The sequence below is a fragment of the Citrobacter sp. Cy070 genome, from assembly GCF_030332245.1.
Lineage (GTDB): Bacteria > Pseudomonadota > Gammaproteobacteria > Enterobacterales > Enterobacteriaceae > Citrobacter > Citrobacter youngae.
Genome location: NZ_JAOWIG010000077.1, coordinates 19,415 through 35,844, shown reverse-complemented (window position 1 = coordinate 35,844; position 16,430 = coordinate 19,415). Strand labels below are relative to the sequence as shown.

Below are 16,430 nucleotides of genomic sequence, written 5' to 3'. Positions count from 1 at the left end.
TTGCGGCGAAAATAGCGAATGCGTCATTGTGCGTTAGAGTGCGGTCAAGGCAAAAGGAGGTAAGCCAAAGATTTCAGCGGGATGCTGGAACGGGAAAGCCCCTCCCGAGGAAGGGGCCAAAATAAGGAAAGGGTTATGATGAAGTACGTCATCATACTGGTGGTACTCTTAGTCATTAGCTTACCGGCTTACTAAGACACCAGGGGGAGGGGAAACCTTCCCTAACCCTCACTCCTGAAAATAAGCCACAGTAACGATGATGTCAATACGCGCACCTTTAAGCCTGCGAGCCGCTTAGCGGAAAACAACGTCAGCCCAGCGGGCCAGTCCGGCGGTGACAGAGCCGAAATCATCGCCACCGGCGATAGGGATCCCCGGAAGCTGTTCAGCAAGGGCTTTTTTGATCAGCGGTGAACGGGCGCTACCGCCGGTCAGATAAATGACATCCGGTTTTTCCTGCGCGTTATCCAGCGCTAAGTGAACCTGCTCAAGAATACGTGCCAGCGGTTGATTTAACGCCATTTCCAGTCCTTGCTGGCTGATAGCGGTGGCCAGCGCATCGCTGATAAACGGCAGTGCCGCGGTAACATTTGTCTGGTCAGAAAGCGCAATTTTGCTCTCTTCTGCGCTGCGTACCAGGCGATAACTCAGGCGTTCACGCCAGACTTTAAGCAGCAGCGCGACTTTGTCTGCTTCACGCGCGTCGCGGACAAGATCGTTGAGTAAACGTCCATTGGCGGTACTGTAGAAATCACTTTGCGCGGGAACATCGTTGATCGCGACCGCATTCCACCAAGGTAAAATCGGCAATGCGATGCCTTTTTCCGTTTCGCCGCCCATGCCCAGCAGTGGCATCAGATGTTTAAAGGCTAACGCAATATCCAGATCGTTACCGCCCACGCGGCAACCGCTGTGTCCCAGCAGGCTGTTTTCGCGATCGGCGCGCTGATGCCATTGCGGCCCCATCAGCAGTAGCGAACAGTCAGTGGTGCCACCGCCGATGTCCACCACCAGTACGCGTTTTTCTTCCTGCAAGGTTGCTTCAAAATCCAGACCCGCGGCTACCGGCTCGTACTGGAAGACGACATCCTGAAAACCGGCGCGTTTGGCCGCACGTTCCAGAATACCCTGCGCCTGGGCGTTGGCGTCATCACCGCCTAACCCCTGGAAGTTGATCGGGCGACCGATAACGGCCTGGGTGATCGCTTCCGGCAGCTGGTTTTGCGCCTGATTGCGAATATGCAGCATCATCGCGCAGACCAGATCCTCAAACAGCGCAACCTGCTGCGGCTTCAGACCGCTGGCACCCAGGAATGATTTTGGCGATTTAACAAAGTACACCTCTTCCGGGTCGTCAATGTATTGCGCCAGTGACGCCAGACCAAACTGCACGCTATTGGCGCTAACATCGATGTCTTCATCGCGGTTATAACGCATTGCACGACTCAGTAGCGCCTGTGTTTCGGCATCCGTCGTGGGGACATCATGATGGCGATACAACCATTCGCTCACCGCTTCGCGCGTAGGCGCACAAAGCATGGAGGGCAGTAACGTGCTGTTGTTTTCCATTTTGAGCAAGTGTGGCTGCCCGTCACGCATTACGGCTACTGAACAGTTTGCCGTACCGTAGTCAAAACCAATAAACACCGTAGAAATCCCCATGCCAGTGAAGAAGGGGCGTGACTTTAGCGAAATGTCGCCGCCCCGACAACTGGAATATGAAAGCAAGGCGTATCGATTGAATACTGTTTATGCTGTAGGTTTAACTAAAAAGGACACCTGAATGTTAACACTGAGCTGGCAGCCGCCTTATGACTGGTCCTGGATGCTAGGGTTTCTTGCCGCCCGTGCGGTGGATGGCGTCGAAACCGTCGGGGAGCTGTATTACACCAGAAGCCTGGTTATCGGTGAATATCGTGGACTGGTGAGCGTAGTGCCTGACCTGAAGACACACCAGCTGCAGGTCAGGCTAAGTCCGGGGTTACAGCCCGTTGCGCCAGAATGCCTCGCCAAAATTGAGCGGTTGTTCGATCTTCGCTGTTGCCCACAGCATATTGCTAACGCGCTGGGCAGCCTGGGCGCAGCGCGTCCTGGACTGCGGCTGCCTGGCTCTGTCGATGCCTTTGAACAAGGTGTGAGGGCGATATTAGGCCAGTTAGTTAGCGTTGCAATGGCGGCAAAACTGACCGCGAAAGTTGTACGCGCCTACGGTGACAGGCTTGATGACGCGCCTGAGTATGTTTGTTTTCCCACACCACAAGCGCTGGCTGCAGCTGAGCCTTTGCATCTGAAAGCCTTAGGGATGCCGCTCAAACGCGCCGAAGCGCTCATTCATCTGGCACGAGCAATGCTTACCGGAAGGCTTGCATCGGTTGCACCAGTTGATATTGAGCAAGGCGTAAAGCACTTACAAACGTTTCCCGGTATAGGGCGCTGGACTGCCAATTATTTCGCGCTACGCGGTTGGCAGGCGAAAGATGTTTTTCTTCCTGACGATTATTTGATCAAACAACGCTTTCCGGGCATGACACCAGCCCAGATCCGGCGCTATGCCGAGCGCTGGAAGCCGTGGCGCTCCTATGCGTTATTACATATCTGGTATACGGAAGGGTGGCAGCCGTCAGTTGATAGCGAAGTTGCTGGTATTGAGTAGCAGATCCAACGGCTGAGCATCAGCAATGATGTCGCCGTAGATCATATCAATACCGATACCAGAAAGTGCGTCCATAATAAGCGGCATTTGCACGGGGCCGGCGATCGTTTTGATATCCAGTCGCTGTGCATGACCCTGGATAATAGAAACCCACATTTCATCCATCAGGTTGCCGTGAACACTGGCGCTGATCTCGCTGTCGAGTAACAGGTAATCGACGGTGTGAAACTTCAGGTTTTCAACAATCTCTAAGTCGCGTCCGACCTGGCTTAAAATAATCCGACAACCCGCGTGACGAAGTCGCTGAATGGCCGATAGGCTCTGAGCTGGATGCGATTTCATCACTCCGGCTGGAATGGTCAGGTGTAATAAGCGTGGTGGTAGCGGACTATGCTGCAACTGCGCCAGAAGTTCATCCACAAGTTCGGTACTCAACAGTCCGGCGGCAGAAAGGGGCAGGGCAATACTGAGCCCCTTACTGGCAATCGCCGTCGCTGCATGCTGGAAAAATTCGTTAAAAACCCGGCGGTCAAGCGCATGATTAAGCGTGGGGTCAACGAGTCCGGTACGGAAAATATGCTCTTCGATAACATCACCGTCCTCTGTTCCCAGGCGCAGTGAGAGTAGCCAGAAGCTGAATGTCTCAGGAATGCGTGGAGAGGCCACTCCCCGGGCGATCATGAGCATCGGGTTGTGCGCAATAATGTGCTTCTGTTCATCAAACGACAGCAGTTCCCGTGAGGCGTGCGTCTGACTTTGCTGGGGTTCATACACGCAGACCCGGCCACGCCCACTATTTTTGGCGGCATAACAGGCGATATCTGCCTGAGACATGACCTCAGTCGCGACATGATTTTTCTCATCGATCAGCGTAATACCCGCACTGGCGCCTATGCGGTGCAGACGGCCTTCCCACCTGAACTGATACTCGTTGATGGCGCTGATAATACGGCCTGAGATAAAGCGAGCGCTTTCGATGTTGCAATCCGGCAGCAACAGGCCGAATTCATCGCCACCGAGACGAGCCAGTACATCGCTGGTACGCAGCATGCTGAGCATCAGAGAAGCAAGTTCGCGCAGCAGGGCATCGCCTGCAGCATGGCCCGCGCTATCGTTCACGGCTTTAAACCTATCCAGATCGATAAAGACCAGAACATGGCGCTGATGCGTATTGTGTACGGCTTGTAGCAATTGTTTCAGATGGTTCTCGAAGCTGACCCGGTTAGCAAGATGGGTGAGGTCATCATGCGACGCGCTGTAGCTCAGTTGGCGTAACATCTTACGCGACTCGGTGACATCCTGAATGACCAGTACGGAGCCAATGCTACCACCGTCAAGGGTACTGAGTGGCGTAATGCTGTACTGAATGTCGTAACTGCTGCCGTTACGGCAATGCAGAACCACCTCCTGCTCTATGGCAGTACGCGACATATCGGCACTGTAGATGTTTTCCATCAATGGGCCGTTATCGCCAAAGGTAATTCGCAGCACTGTCAGTAACGGAATACCTATCGCGTCGTCCTGCTGCCAGCCGCTCATCTTCTCGGCAACCGGGTTCATGAAGGTCACGTTCATGTCGACATCAATGCAAATCACCGCTTCGCCGATTGAGTCCAGCGTGATGTGCAGGCGCTCTTTTTCCTGGTACAGCGCTTCGTTAAGCTGCTTCACTTCGGTCATATCCAAATTGATACCGAGTAAGCGTTCAACTTCTCCGTCTTTATTCAGTACCCGGTTAGCCAACGAGCGGATATGGCGTACGCCGTCACGTACTGCAATACGAAATTCGAGCTTAAAGGGAATTCGTGCGGCCAGAGAGTCGCGAATCACATTTTCAGCATGCTCGCGATCTTCCGGTACGACGCACTCGTACCAGACTTGCCAACTGGGTTTGATATGTAGCGGGACTTCATAGAGATCGAACATGCGCTTATCCCAACTGATCACGTCGGGTTGCAGTTCCCACTCCCAGATACCGATACCGCCCGCTTCGTTGGCGAGGGTAATGCGTTCCATCAGCCGCTTATTCATCCACTCGGTGTGCTTCAGGTCGTTTATGTCTTCAACCTGTGCAATAAAGTAGAGCGGGGTGTTGTCGCTGTGGCGTACCAGCGAAACGGCCAGCAATGCCCAGACAACGTCGCCCGCGCGCGTGTAATAGCGCTTTTCCATGGAGTAACTGTTGATTTCACCACGGACCAACATGCCGAGTTGTTCGAGGTCGTTATTCAGATCTTCCGGCCAGGTGAGCTGCTGGAAGGTCAGCGCTCTCAGCTCTTCCTGACTGTAGCCAAGAAACTGACACAACGCCTTGTTTGCCTGTAACCACTGCCCTTCGGTACCGACCAGCGCCATGCCAATCGCGGAATATTCCATAGCATTACGAAAACGCGATTCGCTTTCCGAGATGTGTTTTCGCTCGGCCCGAAATGCGTACATCACCATAGTCATCATGTTGGCTGGCAACAGAATCATCAAAAACGGCAGCCACGGAATACTTGTCATCACATTCGCTTTCGGGGTGTAGAGCAGCGATGGGTTGGCCGCCAGCATCAGAGAGACCATCAGGACGGTGCTGAGGAAAATTAAAAATGCTTCCATACGCGGCAAACGGACGGCGCTCCACATCAGCAACACAATGACGCAGGTAAACGGCCACGGCACGTACATCATGGAAAGCCAGCTGAACGTTAAGGTGACGAGCAGCGTGATGAGGGTCTCAAGCAGTAAACGTGGATCGCGGTGGCGCAGCAGATAATGAGGCTTGAATAACAGACCTAATGGCACCAGCGCCAACGCGCCGATGGATTCGGAAAGCACCCAAATGAGAAATGTATTTAACGAGGTTCCCTCCGGGAGCAGTAGCCACATCAGCACACCACCTAACAGCGGAGGGATGACGGCGCTACCCAAGGCCAAACGCGCCCAGTCATTCAGATTCTGTAAAGGGTTATACCAGGGGAGCAGTTTGCGCAATAACATCGCGCCGGCGACCGCTTCAATAATATTGATGGTCGTATAAGTATAGTTAAGCGAACCTCCAGGAAAAAACAGCAAAGACGCGCCGATGCTGCCGAATGAGCAAGCCAGCGCTATCCCGGGCCACATTTTTCCTGCATGGCGGTAAAACGCCACCATCATGATTGAGGTTGGAAACCAAAGCGGTGCCAGTTGGGTACCGAAGCGCGACAGCTCCAGCGAAAATAGCGTAAAGATAAATGCTACCAGACCTAAACTGGCCAGGCGCAGCAGAGGATGGGGTAGGGTAACTAAAACATGTTGGAATTGTTTACTCATTACCACTTTACCCAAATAGCCGATGTCGGCCAGCAGAGTTACCGGCCGCATCACGTTTAATCTTCGTTTATGCTAGTACAAATAATTTACAATTTATACGCCAGTTGCTCATAAATTAACACGCCCAAGCCATTAATTCCTAAGGCGGGTGAATAAAATTTGAGCCTGCTTTAAAATTAACCGTTTTAATTTGCGACAGGGAAAGCATTGGTGCAGCCTGGGCTGGCATCGCGCTGCTGAAATCCCTATAATTGCCGCGTTTGGCGTTTCGACGCCGCCCTTCCTTACATCCAGGTTAATCAGGTCGCTAAATTTATGACTGATCAGTCCCATCAGTGCGTCATTATCGGCATTGCCGGCGCATCGGCTTCCGGCAAGAGTCTTATTGCCAGTACCCTTTATCGCGAATTGCGTGAACAAGTCGGTGACGAACATATTGGCGTTATTCCCGAAGACAGCTATTACAAGGATCAAAGCCATCTGTCGATGGAAGAACGCGTAAAAACGAACTACGACCATCCGAACGCGATGGATCACAGTTTGCTGTTTCAGCATCTGCAAACACTTAAACGTGGTTCCGCCATTGAATTGCCCGTTTATAGCTATGTTGAACACACGCGCACACAAGAAACTATTCATATTGAACCTAAGAAAGTCATTATTCTGGAAGGCATTTTGTTGCTGACGGATGCACGTTTGCGTGATGAAATGAACTTCTCTATTTTTGTTGATACGCCGTTGGATATTTGCCTGATGCGCCGTATCAAGCGGGATGTGAATGAACGTGGTCGTTCAATGGATTCGGTGATGGCGCAATACCAAAAAACCGTACGTCCGATGTTCCTGCAATTTATTGAGCCTTCAAAACAATACGCCGATATCATCGTGCCTCGCGGGGGTAAAAACCGCATTGCTATCGATATTCTGAAGGCGAAAATCAGTCAGTTCTTTGAATAAGTTCAGCGAATTGTGTACCGTTCAGTGATAACCTGGTTCACCCTTAACGCGCCTGGCATTAAGGGTTTGAAGCACGAAAGGAGAAAGTGCCATGCGTTTATGTGACCGAGATATTGAAGCCTGGTTGGATGAAGGTCGTCTGTCGATCAATCCACGTCCTCCTGTCGAGCGTATCAATGGCGCAACGGTAGATGTGCGTCTTGGTAACAAATTTCGTACGTTCCGCGGTCATACGGCGGCGTATATCGATTTGAGCGGACCGAAGGATGAAGTCAGTGCTGCGCTTGACCGCGTAATGAGTGATGAAATTGTCCTCAAAGACGGTGAGGCGTTTTTCCTGCATCCGGGTGAATTAGCGCTGGCGGTAACTTTCGAATCCGTTACGCTACCTTCCGACCTTGTTGGCTGGTTAGACGGCCGTTCTTCGCTGGCACGTCTGGGCCTGATGGTACACGTTACGGCACACCGTATTGATCCGGGCTGGTCGGGGTGCATCGTCCTGGAATTTTACAACTCAGGAAAATTACCGTTGGCTCTGCGCCCCGGTATGCCGATAGGGGCACTGAGCTTCGAACCGCTTTCCGGCCCGGCAGCGCGACCTTACAACCGTCGCCAGGATGCGAAGTATCGCGATCAGCAGGGCGCGGTAGCCAGCCGGATCGATAAAGACTGAGTGTTTTCAGTCCATTGGGGATAGCATGAGACGATTTCTGACGACGCTGATGATTATTCTGGTCGTGCTGGTGGCCGGTTTCTCTGCGTTAGTATTGTTGGTTAATCCGAATGATTTCCGCGCATACATGGTGAAGCAAGTTGCTGCGCGTAGCGGATATCAACTGCAGTTGGATGGTCCTCTGCGCTGGCACGTATGGCCCCAGTTGAGCATTCTCTCCGGGCGCATGGTGCTAACGGCCGAAGGTGCCAGCGAACCGCTGGTTCGTGCCGACAATATGCGTCTGGACGTCGCCTTGTGGCCGTTGTTGAGTCACCAACTCAGCGTAAAGCAAGTCATGCTCAAAGGCGCGGTGATTCAACTCATACCTGAAACCGAGGCTGTGCGCGGAGTCGATGCCCCTGTTGCGCCAAAAGATAATACACTGCCGGATCTGGCAGAGGATCGTGGATGGTCGTTTGATATCGCTCGCCTGCGCGTGGCTGACAGCGTTCTGGTATTCCAGCATGAAGACGATGAACAGATAACGGTTCGTGATATTCACCTGAATATGGAACAGGATGCCCAGCATCGTGGAACGTTCGATTTCACCGGCCGCGTTAACCGTGACCAGCGCGACCTGACGTTGTCCATCAGCGGCGCTGTCGATGCGTCTGACTATCCGCATGATTTAGTCGCCAATATTGAGCAACTGAGCTGGCAGTTACTGGGCGCTGACTTGCCGCCGCAGGGGATCCGCGGCCAGGGGCAGCTTCAGGCTCGGTGGCAGGAAGAGAAAAAACAGCTCAACTTTACGCAGATTAACTTAACTGCTAATGACAGTTCACTCGCCGGGCAAGCCCAGGTGACGCTGGCGGAGAAACCCGCATGGGACGTCAATCTGAAATTCGGCCAGCTCAATCTGGATAACCTGATTGTACAGCATGATGCTCTGGCGGCGACAGATACCGGGGCACAGCAGAGTCAGAGCCAGTCGACGTTGGCGCGACCAGTCATTTCCTCGCAGGTTGATGCCGTCTCTTATCAGGGGCTGCAAGGATTTTCCGCCAACATTGCACTACAGGCGGATAAAGTTCTCTGGCGGAAAATGGCATTTGATCATGTTTCTGCAAAAATCGTCAACCAGGCTGGCTTGTTGAATATCAATGAGTTGCAGGGGAAAAGTGACGGTGGATTGATCTCACTTCCAGGTTCGCTGGATGCCAGAAAAGGCTCACCACGGGCAGTCTTTCACCCACGGCTGGAAGGCGTAGAAATCGGCACTATCCTGAAAGCTTTTGACTATCCGATAGCCCTTACTGGCAAGCTGTCACTGGCTGGCGATTTTTCGGGCTCTGACATTGATGCGCAGGCATTTCGCCACAGCTGGCAAGGACAGGCCAATGTTGAGATGAGCGGCACGCGTATGGAAGGCATGAACTTCCAGCAACTGGTGCAACAGGCGGTTGAACGTAGCGGCGGTAATGCAGGCTCACAACAGGATTTGGATAATGCGACGCGGCTGGATCGCTTTGTGACCGATCTGACGCTGGATAACGGCAAGGTTACGCTGGATAACATGGAAGGGCAGTCTGCCATGTTGGCGCTTTCGGGTAAGGGCACGTTAGATCTGGTTGAGCAAAATTGTGATACTCAGTTTAACGTGCGCGTGCTGGGCGGATGGAATGGGGAAAGTAAATTGATCGATTTCCTCAAAGCGACCCCAGTTCCGCTCAGGGTCTATGGTAAGTGGCAGTCGTTGAACTATAACCTGCAGGTGGACCAACTCTTGCGTAAGCATATGCAGGATGAAGCGAAACGCCGATTGAACGACTGGGCCGATCGCAACAAAGACTCTCGCAACGGCAAAGACGTTAAAAAGCTGCTGGATAAACTTTGAACCCTGGTCCGGATGGCGGCTTCAGCCCCATCCGGCATGTCGCTTATACCTCGTAATCCATCTCTTCTTCACTGCGCAGTGGTATCAACTGGACTTTCTGCACTCGATGGTTTTCTACTTGCAAGGTTTTCAGCAAATAGTCGCCAACCTGTACTTCCTCTCCGGTTTTCGGGATGCGCTGCAGATACTCCATTAACAGCCCGGCAATGGTGTGGTACTCACGTTTCTCATCTAATGGGATCGGGACATACTGCACCAGGTCTTCCAGCGGCATATGGCCGTTTGCCGTCCACGACCCATCGGCATTTTTCTGAATATCATGACGAGCGTCGATCTCTTCGACTTCATTTGGCAAGTTACCCGCGATGGTTTCCATCACGTCGCTGAGCGTCACAATTCCTTCCACCGAACCAAACTCATCGGCCACAAAAGCGAAGTGTGTACGGGCATTACGGAACTGCTCCAGCGCAGGAAGAAGCGGCAGGGTTTCCGGGAATACCAACGGCTGGCGAAGTAAGACGCGCAAATCGAGCGGTTCGCCACGCAGCGACTGTTGCAGAAGGTCAATTACATGCACCACACCGAGCAGTTCTTCCTGTTCATCTTCTCCGGTTACGACCAGGCGCGTATGCTGGTTTTTCTCCAGTAGTGTGCGAATTTCTGCTTCCGGAGCATTGAGATCAATATGCTCGATATCATGGCGTGACGTCATGATACTGCTGACGGTTCGCTGATTAAGGTTCAGTACGCGCTCAATCATCCGCCGTTCTTGTGGTGCAAAAATCTGGCCTTCATGATGATCCGCCAACATAGCGGCAGTTTCGGCATCCAGCTCGGCATCTTCTTTTTGACCGCTTATCAGACGCATCACCGCCTCGGCGGTACGCTGGCGTAACGTGTGGTTAGCCGACAGGAAGCGACGACGGTTAAAAATAGCCAACTGGTTCAGGGCTTCTATCATGACCGAGAAGCCGATAGCCGCGTACAGATAGCCTTTCGGTATGCGAAAACCAAAGCCTTCCGCGACCAGGCTGAAACCAATCATCAACAGGAAGCTCAGGCACAGAATAACAATAGTTGGGTGGCTGTTAACAAAGCGGGTCAACGATTTACTGGCCAGCATCATCAGGCTGATGGCAATGATCACCGCCGCCATCATGACCGCCAGATGATCAACCATACCAACAGCGGTGATCACCGAGTCCAGTGAGAAAATGGCATCAAGTACCACAATTTGCGCGACCACGCCCCAAAATTTCGCACCCCGACGTTGGGTGGGATTGTCGCTGTCTTTCCCTTCCAGCCGTTCGTTGAGCTCCATCGTCGCTTTAAACAGCAGGAAGAAACCGCCGAACAGCATGATCAGGTCGCGGGCGCTGAAGCTGAAGTCCCGAATGCTGAACAGAGGTGTGGTCAGCGTCACCAGCCATGATATTGATGCCAGCAGCAGCAGGCGCATAACCATCGCCAGCAGTAGCCCGGTAATACGCGCCTTATCCCGCTGGGATGGCGGGAGTTTCTCCGCGAGGATGGCAATAAAAACAAGATTATCAATGCCAAGAACGAGTTCTATCACGATTAGCGTGACGAGTCCGGCCCAGATTGACGGATCGGCAATCCATTCCATAGTAAATGCTATACCCATAGTTATATGACAATTGTCACAATTCGATCATGGGTAAAACCGACGAAAAATGCAATGGCGAGAAGGGATTTCTCTGCCCTTTATATCAAGACAGAGGCGAGAGAATAGTCGGAAGGTAACTGCAAGAAATGGCTTTATTTATGCAGTTATATTTAGGAAATATCGCAGGCTGGATATTTATATATTAACATTGTCAACATCAATAAAATCCTAAAAATATACATACCTTATGCTTAATATTAATCTTAAAAGGCTACGTTTCAGGGCTTGTTATCTTGCCTGCTATTCGGTTAGCTGCAACAATTCTTCCCGTAATAATCAAAAGAGAAATATGTTGCCAGTATCGCACCATGCTATTACTGATGGGCAGGCGCTATGAATATGATGACAACAGCGAGGATGGTAAAAATATAAATTAATCAGTGCATTGGTAGCCAATAAAGCCAGGGGCGGTAGCGTGCCTGGTCGCCTGATGATAAACCTAAATTATTCTGTCAAGAGACTGCAGATGGATTCATTTTTTTTAGGACTGATGCCAGTTAAATTTCTATTCGATTAACGGCAAGGTGAATGCAAACAGGCGTAATCGCTATTTAAAACGCACGTGATAATGACTCTGCCAAAGTGATAAATAATCAATGATGAAATCCAAACTTAAATTGATGCCAGTATTGGTGTCGGTAATATTGATCAACGGTTGTACCGTGTTTCCGGGCAGCAATATGTCTACCATGGGCAAAGATGTGATTAAGCAGCAGGATGCCGATTTTGATATCAACCGGATGGTGAATGTTTATCCGCTTACCCCTCGACTGGTTGAACAATTGCGTCCGCGACCGAATGTTGCTCAACCTAATATGTCGCTGGATCAGGAGATCTCCGGGTATCAGTACCGGGTCGGACCCGGCGATGTCCTGAATGTCACCGTCTGGGATCATCCCGAACTCACCACGCCTGCGGGACAGTATCGTAGCTCAAGCGATACAGGAAACTGGGTGCAACCTGATGGCACCATGTTTTATCCCTACATTGGCAAAGTTAGCGTGGTGGGAAAAACGTTGGCAGAAATTCGTAGTGATATTACCGGGCGCTTAGCGAAGTACATCGCAGACCCGCAGGTGGACGTTAATATCGCCGCATTCCGCTCGCAAAAGGCATATGTCTCCGGGCAGGTGAATAAATCCGGTCAGCAGGCCATCACCAACGTACCTCTTACTATCCTTGATGCTATTAATGCCGCAGGCGGCCTCACAGAAGCGGCCGACTGGCGCAACGTTGTGCTGACTCACAAAGGGCAGGAGCAACGCATTTCACTGCAAGCGCTAATGCAAAATGGCGATCTGAGCCAGAACCGTCTGCTCTATCCTGGCGATATTCTGTTTGTCCCACGAAATGACGACCTGAAAGTGTTCGTGATGGGTGAGGTGAAAAAACAGAGCACCCTCAAGATGGACTTCAGCGGTATGACACTCACCGAAGCGCTGGGTAATGCGGAGGGCATCGACCTGACCACCTCCAATGCCAGTGGCATCTTTGTTATTCGTCCATTAAAAGGCGAGGGTGGACATAACGGCAAGATAGCCAATATCTACCAGCTTGATATGTCTGACGCGACATCGTTGGTGATGGCGACCTCTTTCCGACTCCAGCCTTACGATGTGGTGTATGTCACGACCGCGCCGGTTGCTCGCTGGAACCGTTTGATCAATCAGTTGCTGCCGACCATTAGCGGTGTTCGTTATATGACGGATACGGCCAGCGACCTTCACAACTGGTAATCGCCATGTTTAACAAAATCTTAGTTGTCTGTGTGGGGAACATTTGCCGTTCTCCGACGGCAGAGCGCTTGTTAAGGCAATTTCATCCGGCGTTGACGGTGTCTTCCGCTGGTCTCGGCGCGCTGGTAGGCAAGGGCGCCGATCCGTGCGCTATCAGTGTGGCGCAGGCACATAACTTGTCGCTGGAAAATCATTGTGCACGGCAAATCTCGGGACGGATGTGTCGGGAGTATGACCTGATCCTGACCATGGAAAAACGCCATATTACGGCGTTGTGTGAAATGGTGCCGGAGATGCGCGGCAAAGTAATGCTGTTTGGCCATTGGGACAGCGAACGCGAAATACCTGACCCGTATCGTAAAAGCCGTGATGCGTTTGATGCGGTGTATGCACTACTTGAGCGGTCTGCCCACCAATGGGCTCAGGCACTGAATGCGGAGCAGGGAAAACAATGACAGAAAAAGAAAAACAGTCTGCCACGTCGGCAACAGGCAGCGATGAAATCGATATCGGACGTCTGGTGGGGACCGTAGTCGAAGCACGCTGGTGGGTACTGGGCATAACCGCTGCATTTGCGCTATGTGCGGCGCTCTACACCCTGTTTGCCACGCCGATCTACAGTGCCGATGCGCTGGTACAAATAGAGCAAAACACCGGCAGCTCGTTAGTTCAGGATATTGGCTCGGCGTTATCCAACAAGCCACCTGCTTCTGAAGCGGAAATTCAGCTTATTCAGTCACGGCGGGTATTGGGCAAAACGGTAGACGATCTTAATCTGGATATTTCCGTCACTAAAGATTCATTTCCTCTTTTTGGTGCCGGCTGGGACCGTCTGATGGGCCGCCAGAATGAAACGGTCAATGTAACGACTTTCGCCTTGCCAACGTCAATGAATGAACAGACCTTCACGTTGAACGTACTGAACGACAAAAGTTATCAACTGGTGAGTGACGGCGGCTTTAGCGCTCGTGGCCAGGTTGGGCAGTTACTGAACCATGACGGTGTAACGATGCTGGTTGAGGCGATTCATGCCAGTCCGGGTAGCGAATTTACCGTCAGTAAGTTCTCCACGCTTGGCACGATCAACAATCTGCAAAATAACCTGATGGTGACGGAAACAGGTAAAGATACCGGGGTGTTGAGTCTGACCTTCACGGGGGAAGATCGTGAACAAATCCGCCAGATCCTTGACAGTATTACCCGCAACTATCTGCAACAGAACGTGGAGCGTAAATCTGAAGAGGCCGCTAAAAGCCTGGCGTTTCTGGCAAAACAATTACCGGAGGTGCGCAACCGTCTGGACGTTGCCGAAAACAAACTGAATGCATTTCGTCAGGATAAAGACTCCGTCGATTTACCGCTGGAGGCCAAAGCGGTGCTGGACTCGATGGTAAATATTGATGCTCAGTTAAATGAACTGACCTTTAAAGAAGCTGAAATCTCCAAACTGTTCACCAAAGCGCACCCGGCGTATCGCACGTTGCTGGAAAAACGCCAGGCGCTGGAAGATGAAAAAAACAAGCTTAACGGGCGCGTGACGGCGATGCCGAAAACGCAGCAGGAAATTGTCCGCCTGACGCGTGACGTGGAGTCCGGCCAGCAGGTCTATATGCAACTGCTGAATAAACAGCAGGAGCTGAAGATCACGGAAGCCAGTACGGTTGGCGATGTGCGCATTGTCGATCCTGCCATTGCCCAGCCTGGTGTCCTGAAACCGAAAACGGCGCTGATTATTCTCGGCAGTATCCTACTTGGTTTGATGCTTTCAGTGGTTGGCGTGCTGCTACGGTCGCTGTTCAATCGCGGTATTGAAAGCCCGCAGGTGCTTGAAGAGCACGGCATCAGCGTGTATGCCAGCATTCCCCTGTCAGAATGGCAAAAAGCGCGTGATAACGTTCAGACCATCAAAGGTGTGAAACGCTACAAGCAAAGTCAGTTACTGGCTGTGGGGAATCCGACCGATCTCGCGATAGAAGCGGTGCGCAGCCTGCGTACCAGCCTGCACTTTGCCATGATGCAATCACGTAATAATGTGCTGATGCTTACCGGGGTCAGCCCGTCGATCGGCAAAACATTTGTCTGTGCCAACCTGGCTGCGGTTATCAGTCAGACCGACAAGCGCGTACTGCTGATCGACTGCGATATGCGTAAAGGCTATACCCATGAGCTGCTCGGGACCAATAACGTCAACGGTCTGTCTGAGATCCTTAGCGGCAAGGGTGACATTCCCTCCTGCGCAAAACCAACTTCAATTGCACATTTTGACCTGGTCCCTCGCGGGCAGGTTCCCCCTAATCCTTCAGAACTGCTGATGAGCGAGCGCTTTGGCGAGTTGATGACCTGGGCCAGTGCGAACTATGACCTGGTGCTGATCGATACGCCGCCAATACTGGCCGTGACCGATGCGGCTATCGTTGGTCGCCACGTCGGAACCACGCTGATGGTGGCGCGTTACGCGGTCAATACGCTGAAAGAGGTGGAAACCAGTCTGAGTCGTTTCGGGCAAAACGGAATTCAGGTGAAAGGGGTGATCCTCAACTCCATTTTCCGGCGCGCCAGCGGGTATCAGGATTACGGTTACTACGAATACGAATACACGTCGGATTCGAAATAGATAACTAACAGCAACGCATATCGAATGTAGGCCTGATAAGCGTAGCGCCATCTGGCAACTTTATCTGGGACAAAAAAATGACGACAGACAACCCGCTAATTTCTATTTATATGCCCACCTGGAACCGCCAGCAGTTGGCTATCCGGGCGATTAAATCGGTGCTGCGCCAGGACTATAGTCACTGGGAAATGATCATTGTCGATGATTGCTCTGCCGAGTATGAGCAGCTGCAACAGTTTGTTGAGGCGTTAAACGATCCACGCGTGAACTATACGCATAACGAGATGAACTCCGGCGCGTGCGTAGTACGCAATCAGGCCATCATGCAGGCCAGTGGGCAGTACATTACGGGGATTGATGATGACGATGAGTGGACGCCGAATCGCCTGAGCTCATTCCTTCAGTCTCGTCATCAACTGGTAACGCATGCTTTTCTATACGCTGATGATTATGTCTGTGAAGGTGAGGTTTATTCACAGCCAGCCAGTCTGCCGCTGTATCCAAAATCGATGTACTCACGTCGCCGATTTTATAAACGCAATATCATTGGTAATCAGGTCTTTAGCTGGGCCTGGCGTTTCAAAGCATGCCTGTTTGATACGACGTTAAAAGCCGCGCAGGATTACGACATTTTTCTGCGCATGGTCGTGGCCTACGGTAAACCCTGGAAGGTAAAAGAGGCGACGCAGATCCTGCATGTGAATCACGGCGAGATGCGTATTACCTCATCCCCACATAAGTTCTCCGGTTACTTCCAGTTCTATCGCAAACACAAAGGTAAATTTGACCGGGCGAGTAAAAAATATCAGCTGTTTACTCTTTATCAGATCCGTAACAAGCGGATGAACTGGCGCACATTGCTGACGTTGCTTTCCATCCGTAACGGCAAACGCCTGGCTGACGGTCTGCGAGGACGTTAAGTATGCTGAGTCAA

At 51.8% G+C, this 16,430-nt stretch carries 12 protein-coding genes; 9 read left to right on the top strand and 3 right to left on the bottom strand.

Going from position 1 to position 16,430, the window contains the following annotated elements:
- Window positions 1–81: 81 nt before the first annotated feature.
- Complete coding sequence (locus tag OGY19_RS24475) at window positions 82–195, top strand: type I toxin-antitoxin system Ibs family toxin (protein WP_115602258.1); 114 nt, start codon at window positions 82–84, stop codon at window positions 193–195.
- A gap of 99 nt (window positions 196–294) precedes the next feature.
- Here the strand turns inward: OGY19_RS24475 and yegD are convergent, their stop codons facing one another.
- Window positions 295–1,647, bottom strand: a complete 1,353-nt coding sequence (gene yegD / locus OGY19_RS15905) for a molecular chaperone (RefSeq protein ID WP_115602257.1) — start codon at window positions 1,645–1,647, stop codon at window positions 295–297.
- A gap of 136 nt (window positions 1,648–1,783) precedes the next feature.
- Between yegD and alkA the strand changes: the two genes are divergently transcribed.
- The gene (gene alkA, locus OGY19_RS15900; protein WP_115602256.1) at window positions 1,784–2,653 is read left to right on the top strand and encodes a DNA-3-methyladenine glycosylase 2; all 870 of its coding nucleotides are present in this window, start codon (window positions 1,784–1,786) and stop codon (window positions 2,651–2,653) included.
- On the opposite strand, the gene OGY19_RS15895 is transcribed toward alkA, so the two are convergent.
- Window positions 2,621–5,950: a diguanylate cyclase gene (locus OGY19_RS15895; protein ID WP_115602424.1), complete on the bottom strand. Its 3,330-nt coding sequence runs from the start codon at window positions 5,948–5,950 to the stop codon at window positions 2,621–2,623. The two genes, alkA and OGY19_RS15895, sit on opposite strands and share 33 nt — an antisense overlap.
- 315 nt (window positions 5,951–6,265) lie before the next feature.
- Here OGY19_RS15895 and udk point away from each other — a divergent pair, with 315 nt between their 5' ends.
- From udk to asmA, 3 genes are all read left to right on the top strand, one after another.
- Entirely contained in the window at window positions 6,266–6,907 is a 642-nt protein-coding gene (gene udk, locus OGY19_RS15890) for a uridine kinase (RefSeq protein WP_005128328.1), read from the top strand.
- A 91-nt stretch (window positions 6,908–6,998) separates the two neighbouring features.
- Complete coding sequence (gene dcd, locus OGY19_RS15885) at window positions 6,999–7,580, top strand: dCTP deaminase (RefSeq protein ID WP_003036774.1); 582 nt, start codon at window positions 6,999–7,001, stop codon at window positions 7,578–7,580.
- 25 nt (window positions 7,581–7,605) lie between these two features.
- Window positions 7,606–9,459, top strand: coding sequence for an outer membrane assembly protein AsmA (gene asmA / locus OGY19_RS15880; protein ID WP_115602255.1), 1,854 nt, complete (start codon window positions 7,606–7,608; stop codon window positions 9,457–9,459).
- A gap of 43 nt (window positions 9,460–9,502) precedes the next feature.
- On the opposite strand, the gene OGY19_RS15875 is transcribed toward asmA, so the two are convergent.
- On the bottom strand, window positions 9,503–11,086 hold the full coding sequence (locus OGY19_RS15875) for a TerC family protein (RefSeq protein ID WP_048212046.1): 1,584 nt from the start codon (window positions 11,084–11,086) through the stop codon (window positions 9,503–9,505).
- A 656-nt stretch (window positions 11,087–11,742) separates the two neighbouring features.
- On the opposite strand from OGY19_RS15875, the gene OGY19_RS15870 reads away from it, so the two are divergent.
- From OGY19_RS15870 to wcaA, 4 genes are all read left to right on the top strand, one after another.
- On the top strand, window positions 11,743–12,882 hold the full coding sequence (locus tag OGY19_RS15870) for a polysaccharide export protein (protein WP_048212045.1): 1,140 nt from the start codon (window positions 11,743–11,745) through the stop codon (window positions 12,880–12,882).
- Window positions 12,883–12,887: 5 nt separating this feature from the next.
- Window positions 12,888–13,337 (top strand): low molecular weight protein-tyrosine-phosphatase Wzb, encoded by a 450-nt coding sequence (gene wzb, locus OGY19_RS15865; RefSeq protein ID WP_115602254.1) that lies wholly within the window; start codon window positions 12,888–12,890, stop codon window positions 13,335–13,337.
- Window positions 13,334–15,496, top strand: a complete 2,163-nt coding sequence (wzc, locus tag OGY19_RS15860; protein ID WP_115602253.1) for a tyrosine-protein kinase Wzc — start codon at window positions 13,334–13,336, stop codon at window positions 15,494–15,496. The genes wzb and wzc overlap by 4 nt, the downstream gene beginning before the upstream one ends.
- A 77-nt stretch (window positions 15,497–15,573) precedes the next feature.
- Window positions 15,574–16,416: a colanic acid biosynthesis glycosyltransferase WcaA gene (wcaA, locus tag OGY19_RS15855; RefSeq protein ID WP_115602252.1), complete on the top strand. Its 843-nt coding sequence runs from the start codon at window positions 15,574–15,576 to the stop codon at window positions 16,414–16,416.
- The last annotated feature ends 14 nt before the right edge of the window (window positions 16,417–16,430 follow it).